24 protein-coding genes are annotated in these 25508 nt (G+C 69.5%); 11 read left to right on the top strand and 13 right to left on the bottom strand.

Annotation, left to right across the window (positions count from 1 at the left end):
- The first annotated feature begins 90 nt into the window (after nt 1–90).
- Complete coding sequence (locus A5696_RS28605) at nt 91–222, top strand: hypothetical protein (protein ID WP_255361745.1); 132 nt, start codon at nt 91–93, stop codon at nt 220–222.
- A gap of 130 nt (nt 223–352) precedes the next feature.
- On the opposite strand, the gene A5696_RS01230 is transcribed toward A5696_RS28605, so the two are convergent.
- Together A5696_RS01230 and A5696_RS01225 are read right to left on the bottom strand one after the other, a co-directional pair.
- A complete protein-coding gene (locus A5696_RS01230; protein WP_067872134.1) occupies nt 353–1105 on the bottom strand; it encodes a 3-hydroxyacyl-CoA dehydrogenase in 753 nt (250 codons plus the stop codon).
- A gap of 43 nt (nt 1106–1148) precedes the next feature.
- Nucleotides 1149–2231 carry a CaiB/BaiF CoA-transferase family protein gene (locus A5696_RS01225; protein WP_067872131.1) on the bottom strand — a complete coding sequence of 361 codons (1083 nt, stop codon included), beginning with the start codon at nt 2229–2231 and terminating at the stop codon, nt 1149–1151.
- Between the two features lie 256 nt (nt 2232–2487).
- Between A5696_RS01225 and A5696_RS01220 the strand changes: the two genes are divergently transcribed.
- Together A5696_RS01220 and A5696_RS01215 are read left to right on the top strand one after the other, a co-directional pair.
- Nucleotides 2488–3300: an enoyl-CoA hydratase gene (locus tag A5696_RS01220; protein WP_067872127.1), complete on the top strand. Its 813-nt coding sequence runs from the start codon at nt 2488–2490 to the stop codon at nt 3298–3300.
- Nucleotides 3301–3375: 75 nt separating this feature from the next.
- Nucleotides 3376–4743 (top strand): DUF2867 domain-containing protein, encoded by a 1368-nt coding sequence (locus A5696_RS01215; protein ID WP_067872125.1) that lies wholly within the window; start codon nt 3376–3378, stop codon nt 4741–4743.
- Here A5696_RS01215 and A5696_RS01210 read toward each other — a convergent pair.
- Together A5696_RS01210 and A5696_RS01205 are read right to left on the bottom strand one after the other, a co-directional pair.
- Nucleotides 4706–5428, bottom strand: coding sequence for a CPBP family intramembrane glutamic endopeptidase (locus A5696_RS01210; protein ID WP_067872121.1), 723 nt, complete (start codon nt 5426–5428; stop codon nt 4706–4708). The genes A5696_RS01215 and A5696_RS01210 overlap by 38 nt on opposite strands.
- Nucleotides 5425–6570: an NAD(P)H-binding protein gene (locus A5696_RS01205; RefSeq protein WP_067872117.1), complete on the bottom strand. Its 1146-nt coding sequence runs from the start codon at nt 6568–6570 to the stop codon at nt 5425–5427. The genes A5696_RS01210 and A5696_RS01205 overlap by 4 nt, the downstream gene beginning before the upstream one ends.
- Before the next feature lie 56 nt (nt 6571–6626).
- On the opposite strand from A5696_RS01205, the gene A5696_RS01200 reads away from it, so the two are divergent.
- The 3 genes from A5696_RS01200 to A5696_RS01190 are packed head-to-tail and all read left to right on the top strand — an operon-like array spanning nt 6627 to nt 9243.
- On the top strand, nt 6627–7715 hold the full coding sequence (locus tag A5696_RS01200; protein WP_067872114.1) for a type III polyketide synthase: 1089 nt from the start codon (nt 6627–6629) through the stop codon (nt 7713–7715).
- Nucleotides 7716–7729: 14 nt separating this feature from the next.
- Nucleotides 7730–8233 (top strand): isoprenylcysteine carboxyl methyltransferase family protein, encoded by a 504-nt coding sequence (locus A5696_RS01195; protein ID WP_067872111.1) that lies wholly within the window; start codon nt 7730–7732, stop codon nt 8231–8233.
- A complete protein-coding gene (locus A5696_RS01190) occupies nt 8230–9243 on the top strand; it encodes an NAD(P)/FAD-dependent oxidoreductase (protein ID WP_067872107.1) in 1014 nt (337 codons plus the stop codon). The genes A5696_RS01195 and A5696_RS01190 overlap by 4 nt, the downstream gene beginning before the upstream one ends.
- An 80-nt stretch (nt 9244–9323) precedes the next feature.
- Here the strand turns inward: A5696_RS01190 and A5696_RS01185 are convergent, their stop codons facing one another.
- From A5696_RS01185 to A5696_RS01145, 9 genes are all read right to left on the bottom strand, one after another.
- The gene (locus tag A5696_RS01185; RefSeq protein WP_255380884.1) at nt 9324–10127 is read right to left on the bottom strand and encodes a crotonase/enoyl-CoA hydratase family protein; all 804 of its coding nucleotides are present in this window, start codon (nt 10125–10127) and stop codon (nt 9324–9326) included.
- Nucleotides 10124–11269: a thiolase family protein gene (locus A5696_RS01180; RefSeq protein WP_067872104.1), complete on the bottom strand. Its 1146-nt coding sequence runs from the start codon at nt 11267–11269 to the stop codon at nt 10124–10126. The genes A5696_RS01185 and A5696_RS01180 overlap by 4 nt, the downstream gene beginning before the upstream one ends.
- A gap of 156 nt (nt 11270–11425) precedes the next feature.
- Nucleotides 11426–12910 carry an aldehyde dehydrogenase family protein gene (locus A5696_RS01175; protein WP_067872102.1) on the bottom strand — a complete coding sequence of 495 codons (1485 nt, stop codon included), beginning with the start codon at nt 12908–12910 and terminating at the stop codon, nt 11426–11428.
- 78 nt (nt 12911–12988) lie between these two features.
- A complete protein-coding gene (locus tag A5696_RS01170) occupies nt 12989–14206 on the bottom strand; it encodes a cytochrome P450 (protein WP_067872099.1) in 1218 nt (405 codons plus the stop codon).
- Nucleotides 14207–14215: 9 nt separating this feature from the next.
- Entirely contained in the window at nt 14216–15196 is a 981-nt protein-coding gene (locus A5696_RS01165) for an SDR family oxidoreductase (RefSeq protein ID WP_067872096.1), read from the bottom strand.
- Nucleotides 15189–16316 carry a spirocyclase AveC family protein gene (locus tag A5696_RS01160; protein WP_067872093.1) on the bottom strand — a complete coding sequence of 376 codons (1128 nt, stop codon included), beginning with the start codon at nt 16314–16316 and terminating at the stop codon, nt 15189–15191. The genes A5696_RS01165 and A5696_RS01160 overlap by 8 nt, the downstream gene beginning before the upstream one ends.
- Before the next feature lie 4 nt (nt 16317–16320).
- Entirely contained in the window at nt 16321–17439 is a 1119-nt protein-coding gene (locus A5696_RS01155; protein WP_067872090.1) for an ABC transporter substrate-binding protein, read from the bottom strand.
- Between the two features lie 64 nt (nt 17440–17503).
- On the bottom strand, nt 17504–18346 hold the full coding sequence (locus tag A5696_RS01150) for a CbbQ/NirQ/NorQ/GpvN family protein (protein WP_067872086.1): 843 nt from the start codon (nt 18344–18346) through the stop codon (nt 17504–17506).
- Nucleotides 18307–20046 carry a nitric oxide reductase activation protein NorD gene (locus A5696_RS01145; RefSeq protein ID WP_082968870.1) on the bottom strand — a complete coding sequence of 580 codons (1740 nt, stop codon included), beginning with the start codon at nt 20044–20046 and terminating at the stop codon, nt 18307–18309. The genes A5696_RS01150 and A5696_RS01145 overlap by 40 nt, the downstream gene beginning before the upstream one ends.
- A gap of 115 nt (nt 20047–20161) precedes the next feature.
- On the opposite strand from A5696_RS01145, the gene A5696_RS01140 reads away from it, so the two are divergent.
- From A5696_RS01140 to A5696_RS01120, 5 genes are all read left to right on the top strand, one after another.
- Nucleotides 20162–21160, top strand: coding sequence for an SDR family NAD(P)-dependent oxidoreductase (locus A5696_RS01140; RefSeq protein ID WP_067872083.1), 999 nt, complete (start codon nt 20162–20164; stop codon nt 21158–21160).
- 11 nt (nt 21161–21171) lie between these two features.
- Nucleotides 21172–22317, top strand: coding sequence for an acyl-CoA dehydrogenase family protein (locus A5696_RS01135; protein WP_067872080.1), 1146 nt, complete (start codon nt 21172–21174; stop codon nt 22315–22317).
- Complete coding sequence (locus A5696_RS01130; protein ID WP_067872077.1) at nt 22314–23408, top strand: acyl-CoA dehydrogenase family protein; 1095 nt, start codon at nt 22314–22316, stop codon at nt 23406–23408. The genes A5696_RS01135 and A5696_RS01130 overlap by 4 nt, the downstream gene beginning before the upstream one ends.
- Nucleotides 23408–24055, top strand: a complete 648-nt coding sequence (locus A5696_RS01125; RefSeq protein ID WP_067872073.1) for a nitroreductase family protein — start codon at nt 23408–23410, stop codon at nt 24053–24055. The genes A5696_RS01130 and A5696_RS01125 overlap by 1 nt, the downstream gene beginning before the upstream one ends.
- Before the next feature lie 133 nt (nt 24056–24188).
- Entirely contained in the window at nt 24189–25469 is a 1281-nt protein-coding gene (locus A5696_RS01120) for a TetR/AcrR family transcriptional regulator (protein WP_067872070.1), read from the top strand.
- Nucleotides 25470–25508: the final 39 nt, after the last annotated feature.

The raw sequence follows: 25508 nt of genomic DNA, 5'->3' as shown, positions 1-25508 counted from the left end.
CCCGCCGGAAACCTACCCGCGGGTAAATTGCCACCATTTTCCGAATCGTGACTCAAGGAATCCTTAGAGGCGGCCCATACGCTCAGTGTCATGTGGATCGACGACTCGAGCGCAGACGTCATCAAGGCTGACTTCGACGCCCTCTACCACGGCGACATGCTGGTGGAAGGCGAGACCTCGGAGCAGCTCGAAGACTGGCACCCGCTGCAGACGGCGAGCTGACCGCCATGAGCGTATTAGCGCGGCTCCTCATGGCCGAACCCGCCGTCAGTCGATGGTTCCGTCGATAACCACTGGTCTTGCTTACGAACGAAAGCCCCCCGCTCACCGCGGGGGGCTTTCGTTTGTCCGCCTAACGCGGGGCCATGCGGATGGCGCCGTCGAGCCGGATGACCTCGCCGTTGAGCATCGGGTTCTCGATGATGTGGACGGCAAGGGCGCCGTACTCGTCGGGATCACCCAACCGGGCCGGGTGGGGCACCTGCTTGCCCAGCGACTTCTGCGCCTCCTCGGGCAGCGAACCCAGCAGCGGGGTCTTGAACAACCCCGGCGCGATGGTCACCACCCGGATCAGCTCACGCGCCAGGTCGCGCGCGATCGGCAGCGTCATGCCGACGACGCCGCCCTTGGACGCCGAGTAGGCCGCCTGGCCGATCTGGCCGTCGAACGCGGCGACGGAGGCGGTGTTGACGATGACGCCGCGCTCCTCTCCGAGCGGCTCGGTCTTGGCGATCCGCTCGGCGGCCAGCCGCAACACGTTGAACGTGCCGATCAGGTTGACCTCGACAACCTTCTTGAACCCGCTCAGCGGGAACGGGCCGTCCTTGGACAGCGTCTTGATGGCGTTGCCGATGCCCGCGCAGTTGACGTTGATGCGCAGCGGGCCCATCGCCTCCGCGGCGTCCAGCGCCTTGGCGACGGCCGCCTCGTCGGTGACGTCGGCCTCGGCGAAGCGCGCGCGGTCGCCGAGCTCGCGGACCGCTTCTTCACCGCGGAGGTCGATCACCACCACCTGGGCACCCCGGTCGAGCAGCCGCTTGGTGGTGGCCAGGCCCAGGCCCGACGCTCCCCCGGTGACGACGGCTACCGAGTCCTTGATCTCCATGCGAGTCCTTCCCTCCACGTCCAGCCAACCAGTTGGTTGGGGACTATACCCAGTCCTCGAGCACCGCTTCGATGCCGGTCGCGGGCGCGGCCGGGCGCGGCGTGTCCGGCGCGGTGCGGGAGAACCGCGGCGCCGGCAGCGGCTGCAGGGCCCCGTCCACCTCGTAGAAGGTGTCGCGCTCGGTGATGTGCGGCTCGGTCTGCACCTCGCCGAAGGCCAGCACCGGGGTCACGCAGGCGTCGGAGTCGGCGAACACCTTGGCCCAGTGGTCGCGGTCGTGCCCGGCGAACTTCTCGGTCAGGATCGTCCGCAGCTCGGGCCAGCGGCCGACGTCGTTCTGCGGCGGCAAGTCGGCGCCGTCCAGGCCCAGCCCGGCCAGCATGGCGGCGTAGAACTGGGGCTCGATGGCGCCGACGGCGACGTAGCGGCCGTCGGCGCATTCGTAGGTGTCGTAGTAGGGCGCGCCGCCGTCGAGCATGTTGGTGCCGCGCACGTCGGTCCACATCCCCGAGGCGCGCATCTGCCACATCATCTGGACCAGCACGCTGGATCCGTCGACCATCGCCGCGTCGATCACCTGACCCTTGCCGGAACTGTGCCGCTCCCACAGCGCGGACAGGATGCCGACCAGCAGGAACATCGAGCCGCCACCGAAGTCGCCGACCAGGTTCAGCGGCGGCACCGGCCGCTCGTTCACCCGGCCGATGGCGTGCAGGATCCCGTTCAGAGAGATGTAGTTGATGTCGTGGCCCGCCTGCTGGCTGCGCGGGCCGGTCTGCCCCCAGCCGGTCATGCGGGCGTAGATCAGCCGGTCGTTGACCTTCGCGCAGTCCTCGGGGCCCAGCCCCAGCCGCTCGGTGACGCCGGGGCGATAGCCCTCGATCAGCACGTCGGCCTTGGCGACGAGCCTGAGCACGAGCTCGCGGCCCTCGTCGGACTTGAGGTCGGCGGTGACAATGCGCCGGTTGCGGCTCATGGCGTCCTTGACCACCCCGCCGGAAGGCCCCGAGGGCTTGTCGACGCGCACCACGTCCGCGCCCAGGTCACCCAGGATCATCGCGGCGTGTGGCCCCGGCCCGATGCCGGCCAGCTCGACGACGCGCAGTCCTTGCAGCGGTCCAGCCATGATGTTGCCCCTTCGTCCGCTTTGACGTCGTTGGCATCCTCTCAGCCGTGCCCGACGGCCGCGCAGGCCGGTCACCGGTGGTGATCGCGAACGCGGCGAAGCCGGGCGAAGCGGGTCGCCACGAGGGGGCGGGTGGTGATCGCGAACGCGGCGAAGCCGGGTGAAGCGGGTCGCCACGAGGGGGCCGGTGGTGATCGCGAACGCGGCGAAGCCGGGTGAAGCGGGTCGCCACGAGGGGGGCCGTAGTGTGAGGCGCATGCCGGATTCTGGAATCGCCACGCTCGCACCGGTTGCGGGTCTCGACGTCACGCTGACCGACGGCGTGCTGTCGGTGACCGTCAATCGCCCCGACAGCCTGAACTCCCTGACGGTCCCGGTGATCACCGGGATCGCGGACACGCTGGAGCGGGCGGCCACCGACCCCGCGGTCAGGGTGGTGCGGCTGGGCGGCGCGGGCCGCGGCTTCAGTTCGGGGGCCGGCATCAGCGCCGACGACATGGCCGGCAGCGGCGGCGTCCCGCCGGACGAAATCGTGCTGGAGATCAACCGACTGATCCGGGCGATCGCCGCGGTGCCGCACCCCGTGGTCGCGGTGGTTCAGGGACCGGCGGCCGGCGTGGGGGTTTCCATCGCCCTGGCCTGTGACGTCGTATTGGCTTCTGACGCAGCGTTTTTCATGCTCGCCTTCACCAAGATCGGCCTGATGCCCGACGGCGGCGCGTCGGCGTTGATCGCGGCCGCGGTCGGCCGGATCCGGGCGATGCAGATGGCGCTGCTGCCCGACCGGCTGCCGGCCACCGAGGCGCTGTCCTGGGGACTGGTCAGCGCGGTCTATCCGGCCGACGACTTCGAAGCCGAGGTGGACAAGGTGATCGGCAGGCTGCTGGCGGGCCCCGCCGTGGCGTTCGCCAAGACCAAGCAGGCGATCAACGCGGCCACGCTCACCGAGTTGGATGCCGCGCTGGATCGCGAGTACGAAGGCCAGTCACGCCTGCTGGTGTCGCACGACTTCAAGGAGGGCACAACGGCTTTCCAGGAGCGCCGCGGCCCCAACTTCACCGACCGCTGAGAGGCTTACTCCCCCAGAACCGGCAATCCTTACTCGCGTTGGGTTCCGAATAGAGATCCGAGGAACGGAGGGGCGATGGTGCGCTGCCTGGTGACCGGGGCGACCGGCTACATCGGCGCGCGGCTGGTGCCGCGGCTGCTCAACGAGGGCAACCAGGTGCGTGCCCTGGCGCGCAATCCGGACAAGCTGGCGAACGTGCCGTGGCGCGAGCGGGTTGAGGTGGCCCGGGGTGATCTCGGTGACGTCGAGTCGCTGATCGCGGCGTTCGACGGCGTGGACGTCGTCTACTACCTGGTGCACTCGATGGGCGGCGCCAAGGACTTCGCCGCCGAGGAGGACCGCGCCGTGCGCAACGTGGTGACCGCCGCACGCCGCACCGGGGTACGACGGGTGGTGTATCTGGGCGGGCTGCACCCCGAGGGCCGCAGGCTGTCCGAGCACCTCGAATCGCGCGCTGCCGTCGGCCAGGCGCTCATCGACTCCGGTATCGAGACGGTGGTGCTGCAGGCCGGGGTGGTCGTCGGGTCGGGTTCCGCGTCGTTCGAGCTGATCCGCCACCTCACCGACCGGTTGCCCGTGATGACCACGCCGAAGTGGGTGCACAACCGGATCCAGCCCATCGCAGCACGCGACGTGCTGTATTACCTCGCGGCCTCCGCAACGGCACCCGTGCCGTCCTCGCGGACGTGGGACATCGGCGGCCCCGACGTCTTGGAGTACGGCGACATGATGCGCGTCTACGCCGACGTCGCGGGTTTGGGGCGGCGCTATCTGATCGTGCTGCCCTTCCTGACCCCGACGATCGCGAGCCTGTGGATCGGCGCCGTCACGCCGATCCCGCCCGGGCTGGCGCGCCCGCTGATCGAATCGCTGGAATGCGACGCCGTGATGCGCAATTCGGGCATCGACGGCATCATCGCGCCGCCGGCGGGCGGCCTGACGAGCTACCGCCGAGCCGTCGAATTGGCGCTCGACCGGGGGACGCGCGGCCTGACCAAGGCCACCTGGGCGTCGCTCGACTCGGACCCCGCCGAGCCGCTGCCCAGTGACCCGGATTGGGCCGGCGAGATCATCCACTCCGACGTGCGGACCGCCGAGGTCGCCGCCGAAGCCGGCGAGGTCTGTGGGGCCGCCGAGGAGGCGATCGCCCGACGCCGCCCGTTCCGGGACTGGAGCGTGGAGCAGCGCGAACCCGGCCGCCGGCTGCGACTGCGCTCCGGGGCGCGCTCGGTGGGCCAGGGGTGGCTCGAGGTCAGCGTCGCGCCCCGGCACGGCGGGGGCAGCGTATACACGCAGCGGGCGATCTTCGTGCCGCGCGGCCTCCCGGGGCGGCTGTATTGGATTGCCGTGCGGCCGTTGCGGATTGCCGCGCTGCGCGCGCTGGCGCGCGATGTCGCCGCCGCGGTCAGACGCCGAACAGCGGGGGCAGGGCGAGCACCATGATCAGGCCCCACACGAAGTGGGTCAGCACCGGCGCCAGCACCCCGCCGCTGGCCCGGCGCTCCACGGCGCAGACCGCCCCGAGGATGACCGCCGCGAACCCCAGCATCGGGTTGCCACTGGCCAGGGTCGCGCAGGTGTAGAGCAGCGTCGAGATGAGCAACGGCCGGTGCCGGCCCAGCGCGGTGTAGAGCGCGCCGCGGAAGAAGATCTCCTCGGCGATGCCGTTGATCAGGGTGATCGCCACGATGAACGGCAGGTAGCCGTGGTGGGCGAAGAGCAGCACCCGGGTGATCAGCGCCGCAACGGGGGGTATCTCCCGGGCGATCAGCCCGCCGACCAGGAAGGCGCCGCCGAGCAACAGCCCGACGGTCGTGCCCGTGATCACCGGCCGTTGGTTGCGGCCGCGCCAGCAGATGCCCCCCAGGTGCAACGGGCCCGAGAGGAACCCGCCGGCGATCCACACCGCCGCTTGCACCAATGTCAGCCAGTAGAAGCTCGACTCGCCCGGGTGCCGGCGCAACGACAACCCGACCACCGCGGCGCCGATCACCAGCGTGATCGCGACGACGACGCGCCGGCGCCGCACCACGCCGGGCGGTTCGTTGCACGGCACCGCGACGTTGGTGATCGCGCGCCGGAACTCCGAGAAGACGCCGGTCCGGTATGGGGCGGTCGACTGGCTCATGCCGGCCGCACCTTGGCGTTCAGGGCGAACAGCAGGTCGAGGCCGGTGCGCAGCGCCCCCGCGACCGGGCCGGGGACGCTGTTGACCAGCCGCAGGGTGGGCCGCGCGACGGCCGGGGTGACGGCGCGGGCGAGCCGGCGGATGCGCAGCGCGTCGCCGCCGGCCCACGCGGGATCGCTGTCGGCCAGCTGGTGCGGATCGATCAACGCGTTGACGGGCCGGGGCCGGCACCCCGACCCGGCCAACGCCAGGGCGATGGCATCCTCGATGCCGAGCAGCCCCCCGGGCGGGTCGGGCACGCGGTCGCGCAGGCCGCTGACGGACGCCACCATGGGATGGTCCAGCGACTCGACCAGGTCCGCGGCCAGTCCCGGAGGCACCGGCAGGGCGACGCCCGTGACCAGCGACGCCAGCGCGGTGTCGACCCTGCCGACCGGGACGGGGGCATGCCACCTGCGGGAGACGCGCGCATACGTCTTGAGCAGCCCGCGGTAGGTGGTGGTGGTGGGACCGGAAATGTCGTAGGCGCCCGCGGGCACCCGGCTCGGGTCCGCCGCGGCGACGAGATAGTGCAGCACGTCACGGATGGAGATCGGGTCGATCGGATTGTCCATCCAGCTCGGTATGGGAATGAGCGGGAACCGGTCGCCGACGTAGCGCATCATCTCGAAGGACGTCGACCCGGCGCCGATGATGATCGCCGCCCCCAGCCACACCAGTTCGGGCCCGTCCTCGACCGTCAGGGCCTCGGCCACCTCGGCCCGGCTGGTCAGGTGCTCGGACAGCGCCTCGTCGGCGGGCACGAAGCCGCCGAGGTAGACGATGCGCCGCACGCCGGCGTCGCGGGCCGCCACCGCGAGGTTGTGGGCCGCCGCCCTGTCGGCGTCGCGGAAGCCGGGCTGGCCGATGGCGTGCACCAGGTAATACAGCGCGTCCACCGGGCCCGCAGCCGCCAGGCCCGCCCGCACCGACGCCGGATCGGACGCGTCGAGGGTGACCGGGGTGACGTCGTCGAACCAACCTAAACGCTTGAGGCGCTTCGGGTTTCGGGTGGCCGCCACGACCTGATGCCCATCCCCCAGCAGCGCAGTGACCAGACGCGATCCGACATAGCCGGTGGCGCCGGTGACCAAGATCCGCATACCCCGACACTAGCCAGACTTTTGAACCGATGCGCCGTCCGCACCGTGACCCCCACATGGAGGAGATCACCGGGGGCAGTTCCACACGCCTGAGCACCAAACAACCAACAGCGGACCCGTCCATCGCGGGCGTCGCCGTCACATTCCCACCGAACCGCTACACGCAGGACGAAACCATCGGGGCGCTGACCGACTTCGCCGGTCCGGAGTTCCGGCGTTTCGCGCTCAGCAGCGGGGTGGAGTTCAGGAACATCGCGCTGCCGCTGTCGCGGTACGGCAAGCTGAGCGGCTTCACCGAGGCGAACGACGCCTACATCGAAATCGCCCTCGACCTGGCCGAGCAGGCGATGCTCGACGCGCTTGACCAGGCGAAGATCGAGCCGTCGGAGGTCGACGCCGTCTTCTCGACGACGGTGACCGGGTTGTCCGTGCCGTCGCTGGAGGCGCGGCTGGCGACGCGGATCGGGTTGCGCCCGGACGTCAAACGCATCCCGCTGTTCGGCCTGGGTTGTGTGGCCGGTGCGGCCGGCATGGCCCGCGTGCACGACTATCTGCGCGCGTTTCCCGACGAGGTGGCGGCGCTGCTGGCGGTCGAGCTGTGCTCGCTGACCGTGCAGCGGCAGGACAATTCGATCCCAAACCTGGTCGCTTCCAGCCTGTTTGGGGACGGCGCCGGCGTCGTCGTCGCGACCGGGGCCGACCGGGCAGCGGCGGGGCCGAAGGTGCTGGCCACCCGCAGCCGGACCTACCCGGACACCGAGGACGTGCTGGGCTGGAACATCGGCAGCAACGGGTTCGGAATCGTGCTGTCCGCCGAGATCTCGACCATCGTCGAGAAGTTCGTGGGCGACGACATCCGCGCGTTCCTGGCCGACCACGGGCTGGCCACCACGGACGTCTCGACGTGGTTGTTGCACGCCGCCGGCCCGAAGGTGATCGACGCGGTCGAAGCCGTGTTGGAGCTGCCGCCGGATGCGCTCGCGGTCACCAGAAACTCGTTGCGCAACAACGGAAACCTCTCGTCGGTTTCGGTACTTGATATACTGCACGCCACCATGGCCGACCCACCGTCGCCGGGTTCGATCGGGCTGATGATCGCGATGGGACCGGGCTTCTCCGCCGAATTCGTCCTGCTGAGCTGGTAGGGCCGGATAGAGCTATGTATTACCTGCTGATCCTTGCGGTCGCCATCGAGCGGGTCGCGGAGCTGGTGGTGTCCAAACGCAACGCGCAGTGGTCTTTTGCCCAGGGCGCCAAGGAAGTTGGCCAGTCGCACTACCCCGTGATGGTCGTCCTGCACACCGCGCTGCTGCTCGGCTGCCTCATCGAGCCGTGGGCGCTGCACCGGCCGTTCCTTCCGTGGCTGGGCTGGCCGATGCTGGCCATCGCGGCGCTGAGCCAGGTGCTGCGCTGGTGGTGCATCACGACGCTGGGGCCGCGGTGGAACACCCGGGTGATCGTGCTGCCGGATGCCCCGTTGGTGCGGCAGGGCCCCTACCGGTGGCTGCACCACCCCAACTACGTCGCGGTGGTGGCCGAAGGGTTCGCGCTGCCGCTGGTGCACACGGCGTGGCTGACCGCGGCCGTCTTCACGCTGGCCAACGCGGCGCTGCTCGGGGTGCGTCTGCACGTGGAGAATTCGGCCCTGGGCTACACGTCATGACCTACGACACCGATCTGCTGATCGTCGGCGGCGGCCCCGGGGGCCTCGCGACCGCGTTACACGCTCGGCGGCTCGGGCTTTCGGTGATCGTCGCGGAGCCGCGGGAGGGTCCCGTCGACAAGGCGTGCGGTGAGGGGCTGATGCCCGGCGGCTTGGCCGAGCTGACGTCGCTCGGGGTGGACCCGGCCGGCATGCCGTTTCGCGGCATCGCCTATGTCAGCGAGCGTCGGCGGGCGGAGGCGCTGTTTCGCGGAGGGCCGGGCCGGGGCGTGCGGCGCACCACGTTGCACGCCGCGCTGGCGGCGCGGGCCAAAGAGGAAGACACCGAATGGATTCGGGCGCGGGTGACCAGCGTCGAGCAGGACGCGCACGGCGTGACCGCCGCGGGCGTGCGCGCGAGATGGTTGGTGGGCGCCGACGGGCTGCACTCGGCGGTGCGGCGCGCCGTCGGCATCAAAGCCACCGCGGGAACGCCGCGCCGCCACGGCGTGCGGTGGCACTTCAAGGTGCCGGCGTGGTCGGAGTTCGTCGAGGTGCACTGGTCCCGCCGGGGTGAGGCGTACGTGACGCCGGTGGAGCCCGATCTGGTCGGCGTGGCGATCCTGTCCGGCGGGCGGCCCGACCTGGCCTGGTTCCCGTGGCTGGCCCGTCACCTGGAGGGCGCACCGCGCGGGCAGGCCCGCGGCTGCGGCCCGCTGCGTCAGGTGGTGTCCCGTCGAGTCGCGGGGCGGGTGCTGCTGGTCGGCGACGCCGCCGGCTACGAGGACGCGCTGACCGGCGAGGGCATCAGCCTCGCGGTCAAGCAGGCGGCCGCGGCGGTGGACGCCATCGCCCGCGATGCGCCGTCGTCGTACGAGGCCGCGTGGCATCGGGTCACCCGCAATTACCGGCTGCTCACCCGGGGGCTGGTGCTGGCCAGCGCGCCGCCGCTGCTGCGGCGCGCCATCGTGCCGGCGTCGGCGACGCTGCCCGCCGTGTTCGGCCGGGCCGTGAACGTTCTGGCCCACTGACGCAGGTACCGCGAGCAGACGCAAAAGCCCCCCACGCCTCGGCGTGTCGGGGGCTTTTGCGTCTGCTCGCGTAACACTCTCTAGCGCGCCTGCCAGACCGGTTCCCGCTTCTCGGCGAACGCGAGGGGTCCCTCCTTGGCGTCCTCGGACCTGATCAGGACGCGCATCTCGCGCACGGTCCGCTCCCAGCCCGGCTCGTCGCCGGTGATGACGCCGTCGTCGACGCCGTAGGCGATGCGCTTGCTGGCCTGCACCGACAGCGGCGCGTTGGCCGTCACCCGCGCGGCCAGCGCCAGCGCGGCGTCGAGCACCTCCCCCGGGCCGACGACCCGGTTGATCAGGCCCCAGCCGAGGGCGTCGGCCGCGGTGATCGGCTCGCCGGTCATCAACAGCTCCATCGCCACCTTGCGGGGCAGCTGGTCCATGATCCGGAAGACGCCACCGGCGGCCGCGATCAGCCCGCGCTTGACCTCCGGCAACCCGAACTTGGCCCGCTCATCGGCGACCACCAGGTCGCTGGCCAGCGCGAGCTCGGTGCCACCGCCCAACGCGGTGCCGTTGACCGCCGCGATCGTGGGCTTGTCGATGAAGTGATGCACGTAGCCGGCAAAGCCCCACTCGCCGTGATCGGGGTGATACAGGTTCTCCCGGCGCGAGATGGCCTTCAGGTCGGCGCCGGCGCAAAACGACTTGTCGCCGGCGCCGGTGATCACCACCGCCCTTACGTCGGGGTCGTGCTGGGCTTCCTCGAGCGCGTCCCCGACGGCGATGCTGACGGCCGCGTTGACCGCGTTGCGGGCCTCCGGCCGGTTGATGGTGATCACCATCACGTTGCCGCGGCGCTCGACGAGCGCTCCCGGTTGGCCGTTGTCCCCTTGGCTCACAACAGTTCCACGATGGTGGCGTTGGCCTGGCCGCCGCCCTCGCACATCGTCTGCAGGCCGTAGCGAATTCCCTTGTCCCGCATGTGGTACAGCAGCGTCGTCATCAACCGCGCCCCCGATCCGCCGAGCGGGTGGCCCAGCGCGATGGCGCCACCGTGGGGGTTGAGCTTCTTCTCGTCGGCCCCGATGTCCTTCAGCCACGCCAGCGGCACGGGCGCGAAAGCCTCGTTGACCTCGTACGCCCCGATGTCGCCGATCGAGAGGCCGGACTTCTTGAGCGCCTTCTGCGTCGCCGGGATGGGCGCCGTCAGCATGATCACCGGGTCGGCGCCCGCCAGTACAGCGGTGTGCACCTTGGCGATTGGCGTGAGGCCTAGTTCCTTCGCCTTCTCCGCCGACATGAACAAGAGTGCCGCCGAGCCGTCGGTGATCTGCGAGGAGTTGCCGGCGTGGATCACCCCGTCCTCCTTGAAGGCCGGCTTCAGCGACGCCATCTTCTCCATCGTGGTGCCGCGGCGGATGCCCTCGTCCTTGAGCACCACGTTGCCGTCCTGATCTTTGATGCCCACGATCTGGTCGTCGAACGCGCCCGAATCCTGTGCCGCAGCGGCCTTTTCGTGTGATACCAGCGAAAACTCGTCGAGCGCGGTGCGGTCGAAGCCCCACTGCTCGGCGATCATCTCGGCACCGAGGCCCTGGTTGGGCGTCTTGTGATAGCGGTCCTTGAAAGCCTGCGGGTAGGGGTTGCCGCCACCGGCCAGCGACGAGCCCATCGGGGTGCGCGACATCGACTCGACACCGCCGGCGACCACGACGTCGTAGTGTCCGGCGACCACGCCCGCCGCGGCGAAGTGGATGGACTGCTGGCTCGACCCGCACTGGCGGTCGACGGTCACGCCGGGCACGGTCTCGGGCCAGCCGGCGGCCAGCAGCGCGGTGCGGCCGATGTCGAGGGCCTGTTCACCGGCCTGCATCACGCAGCCCCAGATGACGTCATCGACGATTCCCGGGTCGATACCGGCCTTGTCGACCAGCCCGTTGAGCACCTGCGCGGACAGGTCGGCCGGGTGCACGCCCGACAGGCCTCCGTTGCGCTTGCCGAGCGGTGAGCGGACAGCCTCGACGATGACGGCTTCAGCCATGGTGGGGTCTCCTTTGACGTGTGGGTCTTGCGTCGATTGTCAACCAAGGGGTTGGACGGGCCGAGGCCGGGGTGCGGGCAGCCGCCGGCGAGCGTGCGCAGAATGTCGCTCCGCGCGGCGTGTCGCGGTGCAGACGCGCACGCTCGCGGCGCGGACCTACCCGGCGGGGTACCCCACCGACTTGACTTCGGTGTACTGGTCGAACCCGACCACGCCGTTCTGGCGGCCCACCCCGCTGTACTTGTAGCCGCCGAACGGGGTGTCGGCGGCGTAGGGGGCGCCGCCGTTGACGCCCATGAAGCCGGCCCGGATCCGGCGGGCTACCGCCAGCGAGCGCTCCAGCGAGCCCGACATCACGTTGCCCGCCAGCCCGTACCTGCTGTCGTTGGCGATCCGGATCGCGTCCTCCTCGTCGTCGAACGGGATGACGGCCAACACCGGGCCGAAGATCTCCTCCTGCGCGATCGTCATCGAGTTGTCGACGCCGGTGAAAAGCGTTGGCCGAACGAAGAATCCCTTGTCGAAGCCGGTGGGCGCATCCGGTCCGCCGACCAGCGCGGTGGCGCCTTCCTCGACGCCCTTGCGGATGTAGCCCATCACCCGGTTGCGCTGCACCTCCGAAATCACCGGGCCGCACAGCGTTCCGGGGTCCTGCGGGTCGCCGCACGTGACGTTCTCGTAGATGCTCTTCAGAATCTCCACACCCTCGTCGTAGCGCGAGCGCGGCAACAGCATGCGGGTGGGGTTCGCGCAGCCCTGCCCGGCGTGCATGCACGGCGCGATGCCGATCGCGCACGCCGCCCCGAAATCGGCGTCCTCCAAGACGATGGTGGCCGACTTACCGCCGAGCTCCAAGAACAGCCGCTTCATCGTCGCGGCGCCCTTTTCCATGATCCGCTGCCCGACCACGGTCGACCCGGTGAACGAGATCAGGTCGACCTTCGGCGAGAGCGTGAGCTCCTCGCCCACGAAGTGATCCGACGCGGTGACGACGTTGACGACGCCCGCGGGAATGTCGGTCTTCTCGGCGATGAGCCGGCCGAGCCGGGTCGCGTTGAACGGCGTGTTGGGCGCCGGCTTGAGAACCACGGTGTTGCCGGTCCCCAGCGCCTGGCCGAGCTTGTTGATGGTGACCTCGAACGGGAAGTTCCACGGCACGATCGCGCCGACCACGCCCACCGGCTCGCGCCAGACCTTGCGGGTGGTCAGCGTTCCGGTCAGGCTGATCACCTTGTCGCCCAGGTCGGTTTCCCAGGCGTACTCGTCGATCAGCCGGGCGGGGTAGCGCAATCCGTCTTCCAGCGGGGCGTCGAGCTGGGGGCCGAACGTGATCGCGCGGGGGGAGCCGACCTCGAGGATGAGCTCCTCGCGCAGCTCTTCCTTCTCCGATTCGATCGCCTCGTGCAGCTGCAGCAGGCAGCGCTTGCGCAGCTCGCGGTTGGTCGACCAGTCGGTCTCGTCGAAGGCGCGCCGCGCGGCGTCGATGGCGCGGTGCATGTCCTCCTTCGACGCGTCGGCGACCTCCCCGAGTGCCTCCTCGGTGGCGGGGTTGATGTTGGTGAAGGTGCCGGCCTGGCCGTCGACGAGCTTGCCGTCGATCATCATCTTCGGCTCGAAACGAACCTTTACAGCCTCGGTCATAACTGTCACTCTCTTCTGAGTCGCGGAGGGGCTATGGAGAGCCTTACCGGAAACTAGCCGATTGGCAAGGTGCAACCGCTACCGGGGATCGAAAAGCACCGGTAGCGCGGTCGGCGACCGGAAGACCTGCCCGCGAATGTGAGGGTCGTCCCCGTCGGGGTCCAGCCGGAGATTCGGCAGCCGGTCGAGCAGAAGGTTGACCGCGGTGCGCATCTCGAGGCGGGCCAGGTGCATGCCGAGGCAGACGTGCACGCCGTGGCCCCACGCGAGATTCGGCTTTTGCGTCCGGTGGATGTCGAACGTATCCGGCTCGGGATAGCGATCTTCTTGGCGATTCGCCGAGCCCAGCATCGGCATCACTGTCGCACCGGCCGGGATCGCGACCCCGCCGAGTTCGGTATCGCGGGTCGCCACCCGGGTGATGGTCAGCAGCGGCGGTTCCCACCGCACCCCTTCCTCGATGGCCTGCGGCAGCAGCGACCGGTCCGCGCGGATGGCGTCCAATTGCGCCGGATCCGACAGCAGCCCGAAGAGCAGGCTCCCCAGGGCCCGGTAGGTCGTCTCCACGCCGGCGGGCAGCAGCAGCCGAAGGAACGAGAAGATCTCCTCGTCCGCCAGCTTCTCCCCGTCGATCTCGGCCGCGCCGAGCGCGCTGATCAGGTCGTCCTGCGGCTCGACGCGGCGGGCTTCGAGTATCGGGGCGAAGTAGTCGCACAGCGCGGCCGAGGCGGCGAGCCCCCGCTCCGGGTTCATCAGCCAGCTCAGCAGCGAAATCGACCACCGCTGGAACTGCGGGTAGTCGTTCTCCGGTAAGCCCAGCAGGCCCGCGATGATCTGGCTCGGGTAGTCGAAGGTGAACTCCTTCACCAGATCTGCCTTGCCGTTGGGCGCGAAGTCGTCGATCAGCTTATTGGCCACGCGGCCGACCAACTCGTCCTGCCAGCGCGCCAATGACTTCTGCGAGAACGCCTTTGACACCAGCGAGCGCAGCCGGCCGTGGATCGGTTCGTCCATCCCGAGCATCACGCCTTCGCCAAGCACCGGGCCGAACGCGGCGATGACGGCCGCCGACGAGAACGTCTCGTTGTCGCGCAGCATCTGCTGGATATCCTCGTGGCGATGCACGATGAACATCGGCAGCGACTCCTCGTGCGGAAGCGCTCCCGACGTCTCGAGTCGCTGGACCGGTTCCTCGCGGCGCAGCCGCGCCAGTTCGGTGTACGGGTCACGCACGTCACCGGATATCGCGTCGTCGAAGGCGCCGAAGTCCGCCAGGTCGTCGAAAAGCTGTTCCATCGGTGCTCCTCAAGATCCTTGACGTCGTGCGGCCAGGCGCTGCAGCACCGCCTGCGGAAGAATGCGGGCGACGAGCACCATCGCCTTTTGGGCGGTCGTCAACGGCCACGCCCCGCCCCGCATCGAGCCCTGTGGCGGAATGCCGAGCACGATCCGCGACACATGGTGCATGCCTGATGCCGGGAGAATCCGGTTGGCGGCCAACAGCATCGAGGCGTCCGGGCCGACCCCACGGCGACGGAACGGGCCCCGGTCGCCCAGCGCCTTGAGCAGGCCGTCGGTGAACCGCTCGGGCGGCCGGGCCAGCTTCATGGCGAAGCGCCCGCGAGTGTTCATCGTGGTGTGGATCCGGGCGTAGGGGCCGCCGAAATTGCGATTATCGGTGGTGCCCGCGTCGGTGATGATATCGGTGTCGTACGTGCCGGCCACCAGGACGGTGACACCGAGACCGAAGGGCGCGATCTCGCAGGCCATGGATTCACCCCACCGCTCCAGCGCTCCCTTGGCCGCCGAGTACGGGGCGGTGGCCGGCTGCCCGCGCACGCCGGCCGCGCTGGACACCAACACGATTCGGCCCTCGCCCGCCGCCCGCATCGAGGGGAGCAGGGCCTGAGTGAGCGCGACCGGGCCCAGGACGCTGGTGGCGAACATGCGCTGCCACAGCGCCATGTCGGTCTCCTCCACCACGCCGGCGGCGGAGATGCCCGCGTTGTGCACCAGCGCGTAGGGCGCGCCCACGGCCTCCTCAATCGCCTTGGCCGCCGCGGAGATCGACGCGGCGTCCGTCAGGTCGAGCTGGACGCCGATCAATCGATCGTCGTCCGCACCGGCTCCCGCTGATCCGATGGCCCTGCGCAGCAACGCCATTCCCCGGTCGGGCGTGCGCATCGCCGCGACCACGCGCCATCCTTCGCGATACAGCCGCAGCGCCGACGCGAACCCCAGTCCGCGCGACGCACCGGTGACGACGACTGTGCGCGGCTCAGCCATTCTTGCTCGCACACGCGCCCACCCCGGGCGGTGGCGGTTCGACGTGGGGCCGCCCGTTCGGCTGCCCGCTCATCCACGTCGACCAGATGCCGACCGAGTACGGGCCCTGGGCGCCGGCCTTTTCGTAAAACCCTTGCGGGTCATAGACCTTGGCCTCCGGGTACGGCCACGGGCACGCGACCGAGGTCGCAGCCTTGGTGGCTTTGATGACGGCGAACCATGCCCCGTAGGCGAAATAGGACACGTTGATGATGGTGAACATCACCAGGAACGTGCCGAGCACCGGGTGGCCCGGGAAGATCCTCGCCTTCGCCGCAAGCTTTTCCGCCACCGACTTACCGGTGTCGTCGCGATAGCACAGGATCGCCGCGGGCACCATCACGAACGTCACCGAGAAGGACTCCCAGATCAGCGGGAATTGGAACGTCGTGCCGGTGAACACCGAGCCCCACGGAATCACCTGCGAGTAGATGTACATGCCCATGTGGACCAGCTGGATCTCCAGCCACGCATCGAACACGAAGCCGATGGCGCAGGTCAGCACGCCCAGGCTGACCAGCGGGTGCCGCGACACGAAGGCCTCGGGCCCCTTGCGCGCCTGCAGTTTGCGCAGGATCCAGATCGCCGGGAAGTACGGACCGAAATAGAAAGTGACGTAACCGAATACCACAAACGGTTCGACGGTCGGCGACAACGACACCAGAGGCCACGACTCCGGCCAGTGGATCAGATCGGGGTTGTACACCGCGAACGGCGCCCAGTTCATGATCGGGTCCTGCCACACGATCAGCGTGGTGCACAAGAACATCAGCATCACCGGACTGCCCGGATTGCGGCGCCAGCCCCTGATGAACACCACCAGCAGCACCAGCAGCATGACGACGGTCGAGATCTGCAGGAAGGCAATGTAATCCAGGCCGAAGAGGAACTTCACCGGGCGAGGCCGCCCTTGCACGTTCGGGTTGGCGACGCGCGGGTCGAGGGCGACGCGGCAATTCGCGATGAAGAAGAGCGCGAACGCCGCCAGCGCGGCGCCCGCGATCCAGCCGCCCCATCCGCGCCTGCCTGTCCGCCGCGGGGGATCCTCCGTTTTCAGAGGTGTGGACTGTTCCGTCGCCATGACGTCAGCCGTCCTCTCCGAAACGATCGACCAGGTGCGAGTTGACGCCGTCGGCATCGAGGGTTCGGGCCACCAGATAGCCGGCGCCCATCCAGGCGCGCCGAGTCCACTTGCCGAACGACACCCGGGTGCCGGCCGCGCCCGAGGCGGCGGGCATCATCTTCACACGCTCAAGCGCCTCCTTGACGCCGCGCGGGCTGAGGGGGTGCGCGTCGGCGAAGGCGCGCGCGAGTGTGGCGGCGACGTCATGGTTGACCACCAGCACGCAATATTCGGGACGGCTGCCGTCGTACTTGGCGGCGTAACGATCGAGAAAACCCTGGCCGACTCGGTTGCCCTCGTCGTACTGGTCGACCCCGACCCAGCCCATGAAGGCTTCCCACATGACCGGGTTCACCCAGGCGTTCTGGAAGGCCGTGGTGGTGAAGCGCGGCGGGTCCCAATCGACGGCCTGCAGCGCGGGGTTGATGAACACGATCCCGAAGCCGAAGCCCAGGTGCACTATCGCTTCGGCCTTTGCGTCGTGCAGCGTGCGCACGGCCTCGTTGATGTCCTGCGCGGTCTGCGCGATCGCCGCCTCCGCAACGATGCGAATGCCCTTGCGCCGGCAGGCGCTTCGGAGATTCTTCAGGTAGCTCTCGCCGATCAGGTTCTGCTCGACGAGGACCCCGACCTCGGCGAGCCCGCGTTTGGCGACGAGGTCCGCGATGAAGATCGGCTCGTCGGTCATCGAGCCTTGCGGGAAGGCGAACGTCCATTCGCCCAACCAGTCGTCGGTGCCGGTGACGCTGATCGCGGGGATCTTGAATCGCTCCTCGATCGCCTCGCGGGCGGGCACGCAGTTGTCGGTGATGTGCGGCCCGAATACCACTAGGCAGCCCTCGTCGACCAGCTCCCCGAAGGCATCGATCACCGACTTGACCGATCCCTTGGGCAACCCCTCCACCTCGCGGTAGATCATTTGCACCGGGCGATCGATCAGGCCCTGTTCGCGGGCTTCCTCGAAGACGAGGTCGAAGCACCGGGTGAAGCTCGCCATCAACTCCCCGGGAAAGCCCGGCGGGAGGGCGAAGTCCATCAGGTAGCCCACCTTGATGGGTTCGGCGCTGCTTTCGTAGGACATCCGGCCTCCGGATCAGAAACCTAATATTTGTTCAGACACTAGCCGCGCGGCTAGGCAGCGTCAATCACTCACCCGCCGCGCCGAGGTAGATCTCGATCATCTCGCCCAGCGCTTTGCCGACCGCCGCGTCGTCGGTGAGCGGCCCGGCGATCGCCGCCCGGGCGGCCTCCCGCATGGTCAGGCCCTCGGCGACCAGCCGGCCCGCCGCGATCAGCACGCGGGTCGAGGCGACCTCACGCAGCCCGCCGGTTTCCAGCCGGCGGATGGCATGCCCCAGGCGCACCAGCTCGGCGGCGGTGGCACCGTCGACGCGCGCCTCGTGCGCAACGATCCGCTCTTCGACGTCGGCTGCGGGAAAGCCGAATTCGATGGCGACCATCCGCTGGCGCGTCGAATCCTTGAGGTCCTTGAGCACGCTCTGATAGCCGGGGTTGTAGGACACCACCAGGCCGAACCCCGGCGCGGCATCCAGCGTGACGCCGAGCCGCTCGAGGGGCAGCTGCCGCCGGTGATCCGAGAGCGGGTGCAGCACCACGGTGGTGTCCTGCCGGGCCTCCACCACCTCGTCCAGGTAGCAGATCGCGCCCTCGCGCACGGCCCGGGTCAGCGGGCCGTCCACCCACACAGTCTCGTCGCCGCGCAGCAGATACCGGCCGACCAGGTCCGCGGTGGTGAGGTCGTCATGGCAGGCGACGGTGATGAGCGGCCGGCCGAGGTCGTGGGCCATCGCCTCGACGAAGCGCGTCTTGCCGCAACCGGTCGGGCCCTTCAGAACCAGGGCCAGCCCCTGGCGGTAGGCGGCCTTGAAGACGGCCTCCTCATTGCCGATCGCCTGGTAGTAGGGCCGCACGCCGTCCGCCTCGGGGGTCATGCCGTTCCGGTGAGCGAGCCCGCTCCCGCTGGCCATGGCTTCCCTCCTGTCGACGCGAGCCTATCCGGAACAGATGTTTGTTTCAATGGTCGCGCGCGCCGCCGAACCTCCGCCGAGCGCAGCGCGGACCGGAACAGCGGGCCGATCACCCCGGCGAGTCGATCCGGGCGCGCGACCGTCGCATGCGCCGCGCTGCCGAACACTCTGCGCAGCGACCGCACGTCGGTGCCCGCGCCGATCGTCAAGCACACGCAGCCGGTCCCCCGCCTGCGGGCCTCGGTCAGGGCGCGGCGCGCGTCGGCGGCGCCGTAGGCGCGTTCGTATCCGTGGTCGTAGGCGAGTCCGTCGGACAGCACCACCAACAGCCGTCGTGACGTGCCGCCGCGCGCTTCCAGGACCGTCGACCCGTGCCGGATGGCCGCACCGAGACGCGAGTAGGCGCCGGGTTCCAGGCTGTTCAGCCGCCGGATGACGTGCGAGTCGAGGTGATCGTCGAACCGTTTGACCGGAATCATGCTGACCGCCCGCCGGCCCTGCGAGTAGTACGCGTACAGCGCGACGCGGTCACCCAGATCGTGCAGGGCGACGGTGAGGTTCGCGACGGCCGCGCGCTGTTGCTGATGCACCGTGCGCCCGGCCGTTCCGGGCTCGGCCGCGGAGCCCGACACGTCGAGAAGCAGCAGCACCGACAGGTCCCTGCGCCGGCGCAGGCTGTCCAGGTAGACCGCCTCGTCGGGGATCGACCCGGCCCGCACCTCGACGCGGGCCTCCACCGCGGCGTCGATGTCGATGTCGTCGCCCTGCGGCTGCCGGCGCCGGCGGTGCAAGCCCATGCCGAGCCGCGAAAGCGGCCGCCGCACGCCGATGGCGGCCTCGATCTGCTGGGTCGCCGAGGCCTTGATCGTCGGCTCGACCTCGCGCACCGTGCACCACGCGGGCCGGTAGCTCCTGCGCGCGGCATCCCATTCCGGGTACCGCACGCCGTCCGCGGCCGCCGTCGGTTCGTCGTCGATGTCCTCGCTCGAGGCCGACACGAGCGATGAGACGGCATGCGCGCCAGCGATTCCCGAGTTCGTGCGGTGCGTGGGGGTGTCCGCGCCGGGAGGCCCCCCGCCGCGGCCGGTCTTGCGGGCGGAAGACAGCAGCCTCTTCAACCACTTGCCGATGAAGCCTCCCCCGCCGACGGGGCTGGTGAACAGGTCCGGATCGTCGGAGTCGTCGACCGCGCCGTCGTCGAGCTCCTCCAGTTCGCCCGCGCCCCCGCGCCGCCCAACGTGCTCGGGATTCGCCCGGTCCGCGCGGTCGGCCGCGCGGGACGCGGCCAGCACCTTCGCCGCGCGGATCACGCCGAATTCGGCCGCCGGGCCGTCGATCGCCGCCCGTCCCGTCGCGAGGCTCAGCGAGGCGGCGGGCGAGCAAGTGCGACAGGCGATCTCGCGGTCGCCCAACAACGCCAGGATGCCCGGAAGCACGTCGGCGTTGGCGACCAGCGCACGGTGGGCCTCGATGGCCAGGTAGCGCTTGGCCAGTCGGGGGTGGCGGACCAGCGGGCGCACCGCATCGGGGTCGAGGCTGCCTGCCGCGATCATCGACGCCTGCACGGCAACCGCTTCGATCCTCTTGCGGGCCCGCCAGGCCGCGTCGACGTAGATCGTCCGGCCGTCCGTCCACGGGGGTTCGCCGGGTCGCAGTTCGGCCACGGTCACCGGTCGGCCCGCGAGCGCGGAGGCCAGCATGCCGAGGCCCTGCAACCGGTCGTCCGCCACGCCCACCTCCGAACCCGGGGAGTTTGTTGACCAAATATCTGTTCCACAGTATGGTCCGGTGAAACCGCCGTCAATCAGGGGACGCATGATCGACTTCACCGATCGGGTGGCAATCGTCACGGGGGCCGGTCGTGGGCTCGGACGGCTCTACGCGCTGGACCTGGCTCGCCGGGGCGCCGCGGTGGTGGTCAACGACCTCGGCGGCTCGATGCGCGGCCTGGGCGCCGACTCGGCCGTCGCCGACGACGTGGCCGACGAGATCGCGAAGGCGGGCGGCACCGCGATCGCCTCCCATGACTCGGTCGACAGCCCCGAGGGCGCGCAGGCGATCGTCGACGCGGCCGTCGGGGCGTTCGGGCGGCTCGACGCGGTCGTGAGCAACGCGGGAATCTTCGGCAGCGTGCCGTTCGAACATCTTTCGCACGACGAGTGGGCGCGCATGCTGGGCGTGCATCTCGACGGCGGCTTCTACCTGTCTCAGCCCGCGTACCGCGTGATGAAGGACAACGGGGGCGGAAGATTCGTGTTCGTCTCCTCTTCGGCCGGGGTCTTCGGCCAGCCTATGGAGGCGCACTACGCCGCGGCCAAAGCCGGCCTGGTGGGGTTGGCCAACGTGATCGCCATCGAAGGCGAGGCACACGGCATTTCCGCCAATTGCGTTATGCCGACCGGCTTCTCACGCATGGTGACCGAGACGGTCGGCGACGAGAGATTCCTCGCCGCATCCGGCTTCATGCGGGCCATCCGGCCCGAACTCGTCGTGCCGTTGGTGACGTTCCTCGCCAGCGAGGCCTGCACGTTCACCCACCGCAGCTATTCGGCCACCGCCGGACGCTACGCGCGGGTGTTCGTCGGGCTGAGCGAAGGCTGGCTGGCCGACGCCGAGAGCGAGCCGACGGCCGAAGACATCGACGCGCACCTCGAGCAGATCTCTTCCACGGACAGGTTCTACGTGCCCACGTCGATCGTCGACGAGGTGCTGGAAGTGTGTGGACGGCGCGGCATCAGCGCGATGCCCGACGACGCCGAGGTCGCCTTTCCCGAACCGCACCGCAACATTGACCCACTATCTGGTCAACCGTAAAGTCCGGAAAAATGGATTTCTCCTACCCCGCGGAAGTGGAGCGGTTCCGCAGCGAGCTGCGCGACTGGCTGTCCGCGACCCTGACCGACGAGCTGGTGGCCGCACGCCGGCCCGCCGGACGCGACGACGCGGCAATCGAGCTGCTGCGCGCCTGGAGCGCGACGATGGCCGACGCGGGATGGGCCGCCGTCTCCTGGCCCCGTGAATACGGCGGCCGCGGCGCGACAATTCTCGAGCAGCTGGTCTATACCGAGGAAACCACCCGCGCCCGGGCCCCCATGCCGCTCAACGTCATTGGGATGAACAACATCGCCCCCGCGATCATGCAGTACGGCACCGAGGAACAGAAGACGACGCTGCTTCCCCGCATGATGCGCGCCGACGACATCTGGTGCCAGGGCATGTCGGAACCCGAGGCGGGCTCCGATCTCGCCGCGCTGCGCACGCGCGCGGTGCGGGATGGAAACGACTTCGTCGTCAACGGCCAGAAGATCTGGACCTCGCTCGGGCACCGCGCCCACTGGTGTCAGCTCTACGTGCGCACCGATCCCGACGCCCCGAAGCACAAGGGGATCTCCTGCCTCATCGTCGACATGGCGCTGCCCGGCATCGAGGTCCGCCCGCTCGTCACGCTCAACGGCGACACCGACTTCGCCGAGGTGTTCTTCCATGACGTCCGGGTGCCGGGCGACGCGTTGCTCGGACCGCTCAACGCCGGCTGGCAGGTGGCCACCACCACGCTCAGCCACGAGCGCGCCGGGGCCGCCCGGCTGTACGCCGAGATGCAGGTACGGCTCGAGGAGCTGGTGGACGACATCGCCACCCAGAGCGACGCGATCGACGATCCCGTGACGCTGCGGCGCCTCGGCGAAATCGCCGTTCGCATCAAGTATCTCGAGGTGCTCTGCCAGCGGTCGATCTCGGCGACGCTGCACGGCGGCGACCCGTTCGCGTCGGCCAGCCTCGCCAAGACCGTGTGGGGTGAGATCGGACAGGAGATGGCCGCCCTCGCGTTCGACGTGCTCGGCGCCACCGGCACCGGCGCCCCGTGGGCCAACTACCGCCTCAGTTCGCGTTCGCTGACCATCGCGGGCGGAACCACCCAGATCAACAAGAACATCACCGCGCAGCGCGTGCTGGGACTACCCCGCAAATGAACCTCGAACTCACCGACGAGCAGGTCGCGCTGCGCGATACGGCGCGGCGCTTCCTCGCCGAAAAGGCACCGATCTCGGGTCACGTGCGCGAACTGCTCGACGATCCGACCGGCGTCGACGAGGCGGTCTGGCGCGGCCTGGCCGACCTCGGCGTGACCGGCCTGCTGGTCCCGGAGGAATACGGCGGCGCCGGGATGACGATGGTCGAGGCCGGCGTGGTGGCCGAGGAGCTCGGCTCCGCATTGCACCCGGGCCCGTGGCTGTCGAGCGCGGTCGCCGCCGCGCGCACACTGACGCGGCTGGACGGCAACGACAGTGCCGCAACGATTTTGGCGGGGATCGCCGACGGAACTACCATCGCCACCGTCGCCACCGTGGACGACTCCGTCGGGGTGGCCGGGCGAGCTGACGGCATCGCCCTGCGCGGCCAGCTCGCCGGGGTGCCCGACGCCGCGGCGGCCGACACCCTGCTGGTGTTCGCCGCCGAGCCGGCGGGCGCGGGGCTTTTCGCCTTGACGACCGGCTCTCCCGGGATCTCCCTGACATCCGAGCCCGGGATTGACCAGACCCGCAAGCGCTTTCGCGTCGACCTCGACGGGGCACCCGCGCAGCGACTGGCCACGGTGTCCCCCGACGACGTGGCGGCCGTCGTCGACGATTTGCTCATCGCAACCGCCGCCGACGCGCTCGGCGCGGCCCGGGCGGTCATGCAGCTCGCCGTCGAATACGCAAAAGTCAGGCGGCAATTCGGTCAGGCCATCGGCTCCTTTCAGGCGGTGCAACACCTGTGCGTCGACATGTACGAGACCGTCGAGCTGGCCCGCAGCGGCGTGATCCACGCGCTGTGGGCGGCGGACAATGCCGCGCCCGACGAACGGCACCTGGCCGCCCTGCGGGCGAAGGCGTTCGCCGGGCGGCTGGCCACCGTGGGCGACACCGCCATCCAGGTGTTCGGCGGCATCGGCTACACCTGGGAGCACGACGCCCACCTTTACCTCAAGCGCCTGCTCAGCTGGAGCGGGTATCTGGGCAGGCCCGACCGCTACCTCACCGAACTCGGTGCGCGCCTTGCCAAGAGAGGTCGTCTGTGATGGACATCGAGTACCTGCTCACCGCCACCCGCTCGGCGCGCAAGTCACTCGACCTGGACGCACCCGTCGACCTCGACGACATCCGGGATTGCCTGCGCGTCGGCCTACAGGCGGCCAACGGCTCGAACCAGCAGTCGTGGCGGTGGCTGGTGGTCGCCGACCCGTCGTTGCGGGCCGAGATCGCCGCGCTGTACCGCGAGGCGTATCTGCGGCGCGTGGGCTGGCAGCTGATCGCCGGCCTGCTGCCGGCGGGCACACCGGAGAGTCGCATCATGTCGTCGACGGAGTGGTTGGTCGACAACATGGCGCGCGTGCCGTTGCTCGTAATCCCCTGCTATCAGCCCTACCTCCCGCGCATCGACGGCGACGAGTCGTTTCACCAGGCGACGCTGTACGGCTCGATCTTCCCGGCGGTGTGGAACTTTCAGCTCGCCCTGCACACCCGCGGATACGGGACCTGCATCACGACGCTGCACCTGCACCGCGAGGAGGAGGTCCGCCGACTGCTCGGCATCCCGCAGGCCTACACCCAGGGCTGCCTGCTCCCGGTCGGGCGCCTGCGCGCCGGGCACGCCTTCCGGCCGGCCCGCCGCCGGCCCATCGAGGAGGTGGCCGCGCGCGACGGCTGGGACGGCCCCGCGGTCTGAAGTTGGCAGCACTTTGCGCGGCGCGTTCGTTTCTCCCAGGTCTGATAGCCTCTAACAAAGATTTGTTTCGGAGCGAAAGGACGATGCGTATGCTCGCGAATCCGCAATCGTCCAGAGCCGCCAGCCGCTGACCATGGCGAAAGCGCATCCGCTGCGGGTGGGCGCCGACGACGACTCCCCGACGCGCCGGACGGAGATCCTGCAGACCGCGGCGTCGTTGATCGCGTCGTCCGGACTGCGCACCTCTTTGCAGGAGATCGCGGACGCTGCGGGCATTCTGCCCGGCAGCCTGTACCACCATTTCGAGTCCAAGGAAGCGATCCTCGTCGAGTTGACCCGCCGCTACCAGGAGGATCTGAACCGCATCGGGCAAGACGCCCAGGCGAGGCTGGACGAACCGGATGCGCGACCCGCTTCCGAGAAGATCGTCGAGCTGGGAAAGGCGATCGCCAACTGCGCCGTACGACATGGGGCGGCGCTGCAGATGTCGTTCTACGAGGGGCCGAACGACGATCCGGAGCTGATGCGGCTGACCCGGGAGGCGCCCCACGCCGTTCAGGGGGCGATGCTGCAAACGCTGCGCGCCGGCCGGTGGAGCGGCTACATCAAACCCGACATCGACCTGCCCACCCTGGCCGACCGGATCTGCCAGACGATGCTGCAGGTCGGGCTCGCCGTCATGCGGCACAAGTCCCCCGCCGAACAGGTGGCCGGGCTGCTGTGCCGAATCATCTTGGAGGGGTTGGGGGTCCGCCCGCCCACCGACGCGGCATTGGATCGGTCCAGGGCTTTCGCGGCCGCCAACGCGGTCATCGACACGTGGGCCGAGGACGGCGAAACGGCCTCCGACGACAAGGCGGCCCACGTCCTCGCGGTGGCACGAACGGAGTTCGGCCGCAGGGGGTATGAGGTCACGACCATCAGGGACATCGCGTCGGCGGCCGGTCTCGGCACCGGGACGGTGTATCGGGTGATCGGGTCCAAGGACGAACTCCTCGCCTCGATCATGGAATCCTTCGGACGAAAGGTCGAGGCCGGCTGGGTCGGGGTGCTGGGCTCGGATGCCACGGTCATCGAGAAGCTCGACGCGCTCAGCTGGGTCAACGTCAACGCGCTCGATCGGTTTCCCGACGAGTTCAGGATCCAGCTGGCCTGGATGCGGCAATCACCGCCGGATACGCCCAACCCCGGCTGGCTGTACGCCACTCGGCTTCGGCAAATGAAATCGCTGCTCTCCGAAGGGATCCGTTCGGGGGAGATCGGCATCGACGCCCCGTCCATCACGATGCTGGCGCGGTGCGTCGTCGGCCTGCAGTGGATACCGGAGAACATCCTTCGCGCCGTCGGGAAACGCGCGGCGCTGGTGCATGTCCGCGACACGGTTCTGCGTGGCGTCGCCGTTCGCGGCACCTAGGTATTGAGCCAAAAAACTGTTACCCATACAGTTGGGCAA

The sequence above is a fragment of the Mycobacterium sp. E2699 genome, from assembly GCF_001666745.1.
In the GTDB taxonomy this organism is placed as follows: Bacteria; Actinomycetota; Actinomycetes; order Mycobacteriales; family Mycobacteriaceae; genus Mycobacterium.
The sequence above is the reverse complement of the archived record's forward strand: the minus strand, read 5'-3'. Positions and strand labels throughout refer to the sequence as shown.

Excerpts from the sequence above, each read along its gene's own strand:
- A5696_RS01125 (WP_067872073.1), top strand. The coding sequence starts at position 23,408 with ATGGACATCGAGTACCTGCTCACCGCCACCCGCTCGGCGCGCAAGTCA.
- A5696_RS01225 (WP_067872131.1), bottom strand. The coding sequence starts at position 2,231 with ATGGCTGGACCGCTGCAAGGACTGCGCGTCGTCGAGCTGGCCGGCATC.
- A5696_RS01130 (WP_067872077.1), top strand. The coding sequence starts at position 22,314 with ATGAACCTCGAACTCACCGACGAGCAGGTCGCGCTGCGCGATACGGCG.
- A5696_RS01145 (WP_082968870.1), bottom strand. The coding sequence starts at position 20,046 with ATGCTGGCCTCCGCGCTCGCGGGCCGACCGGTGACCGTGGCCGAACTG.
- A5696_RS28605 (WP_255361745.1), top strand. The coding sequence starts at position 91 with ATGTGGATCGACGACTCGAGCGCAGACGTCATCAAGGCTGACTTCGAC.
- A5696_RS01195 (WP_067872111.1), top strand. The coding sequence starts at position 7,730 with ATGTATTACCTGCTGATCCTTGCGGTCGCCATCGAGCGGGTCGCGGAG.
- A5696_RS01155 (WP_067872090.1), bottom strand. The coding sequence starts at position 17,439 with ATGTCCTACGAAAGCAGCGCCGAACCCATCAAGGTGGGCTACCTGATG.
- A5696_RS01205 (WP_067872117.1), bottom strand. The coding sequence starts at position 6,570 with ATGCGGATCTTGGTCACCGGCGCCACCGGCTATGTCGGATCGCGTCTG.
- A5696_RS01170 (WP_067872099.1), bottom strand. The coding sequence starts at position 14,206 with ATGGAACAGCTTTTCGACGACCTGGCGGACTTCGGCGCCTTCGACGAC.
- A5696_RS01160 (WP_067872093.1), bottom strand. The coding sequence starts at position 16,316 with ATGGCGACGGAACAGTCCACACCTCTGAAAACGGAGGATCCCCCGCGG.
- A5696_RS01220 (WP_067872127.1), top strand. The coding sequence starts at position 2,488 with ATGCCGGATTCTGGAATCGCCACGCTCGCACCGGTTGCGGGTCTCGAC.
- A5696_RS01165 (WP_067872096.1), bottom strand. The coding sequence starts at position 15,196 with ATGGCTGAGCCGCGCACAGTCGTCGTCACCGGTGCGTCGCGCGGACTG.
- A5696_RS01120 (WP_067872070.1), top strand. The coding sequence starts at position 24,189 with ATGGCGAAAGCGCATCCGCTGCGGGTGGGCGCCGACGACGACTCCCCG.
- A5696_RS01200 (WP_067872114.1), top strand. The coding sequence starts at position 6,627 with ATGGAGGAGATCACCGGGGGCAGTTCCACACGCCTGAGCACCAAACAA.
- A5696_RS01150 (WP_067872086.1), bottom strand. The coding sequence starts at position 18,346 with ATGGCCAGCGGGAGCGGGCTCGCTCACCGGAACGGCATGACCCCCGAG.
- A5696_RS01215 (WP_067872125.1), top strand. The coding sequence starts at position 3,376 with ATGGTGCGCTGCCTGGTGACCGGGGCGACCGGCTACATCGGCGCGCGG.
- A5696_RS01210 (WP_067872121.1), bottom strand. The coding sequence starts at position 5,428 with ATGAGCCAGTCGACCGCCCCATACCGGACCGGCGTCTTCTCGGAGTTC.
- A5696_RS01140 (WP_067872083.1), top strand. The coding sequence starts at position 20,162 with ATGATCGACTTCACCGATCGGGTGGCAATCGTCACGGGGGCCGGTCGT.
- A5696_RS01180 (WP_067872104.1), bottom strand. The coding sequence starts at position 11,269 with ATGGCTGAAGCCGTCATCGTCGAGGCTGTCCGCTCACCGCTCGGCAAG.
- A5696_RS01135 (WP_067872080.1), top strand. The coding sequence starts at position 21,172 with ATGGATTTCTCCTACCCCGCGGAAGTGGAGCGGTTCCGCAGCGAGCTG.
- A5696_RS01175 (WP_067872102.1), bottom strand. The coding sequence starts at position 12,910 with ATGACCGAGGCTGTAAAGGTTCGTTTCGAGCCGAAGATGATGATCGAC.
- A5696_RS01230 (WP_067872134.1), bottom strand. The coding sequence starts at position 1,105 with ATGGAGATCAAGGACTCGGTAGCCGTCGTCACCGGGGGAGCGTCGGGC.
- A5696_RS01190 (WP_067872107.1), top strand. The coding sequence starts at position 8,230 with ATGACCTACGACACCGATCTGCTGATCGTCGGCGGCGGCCCCGGGGGC.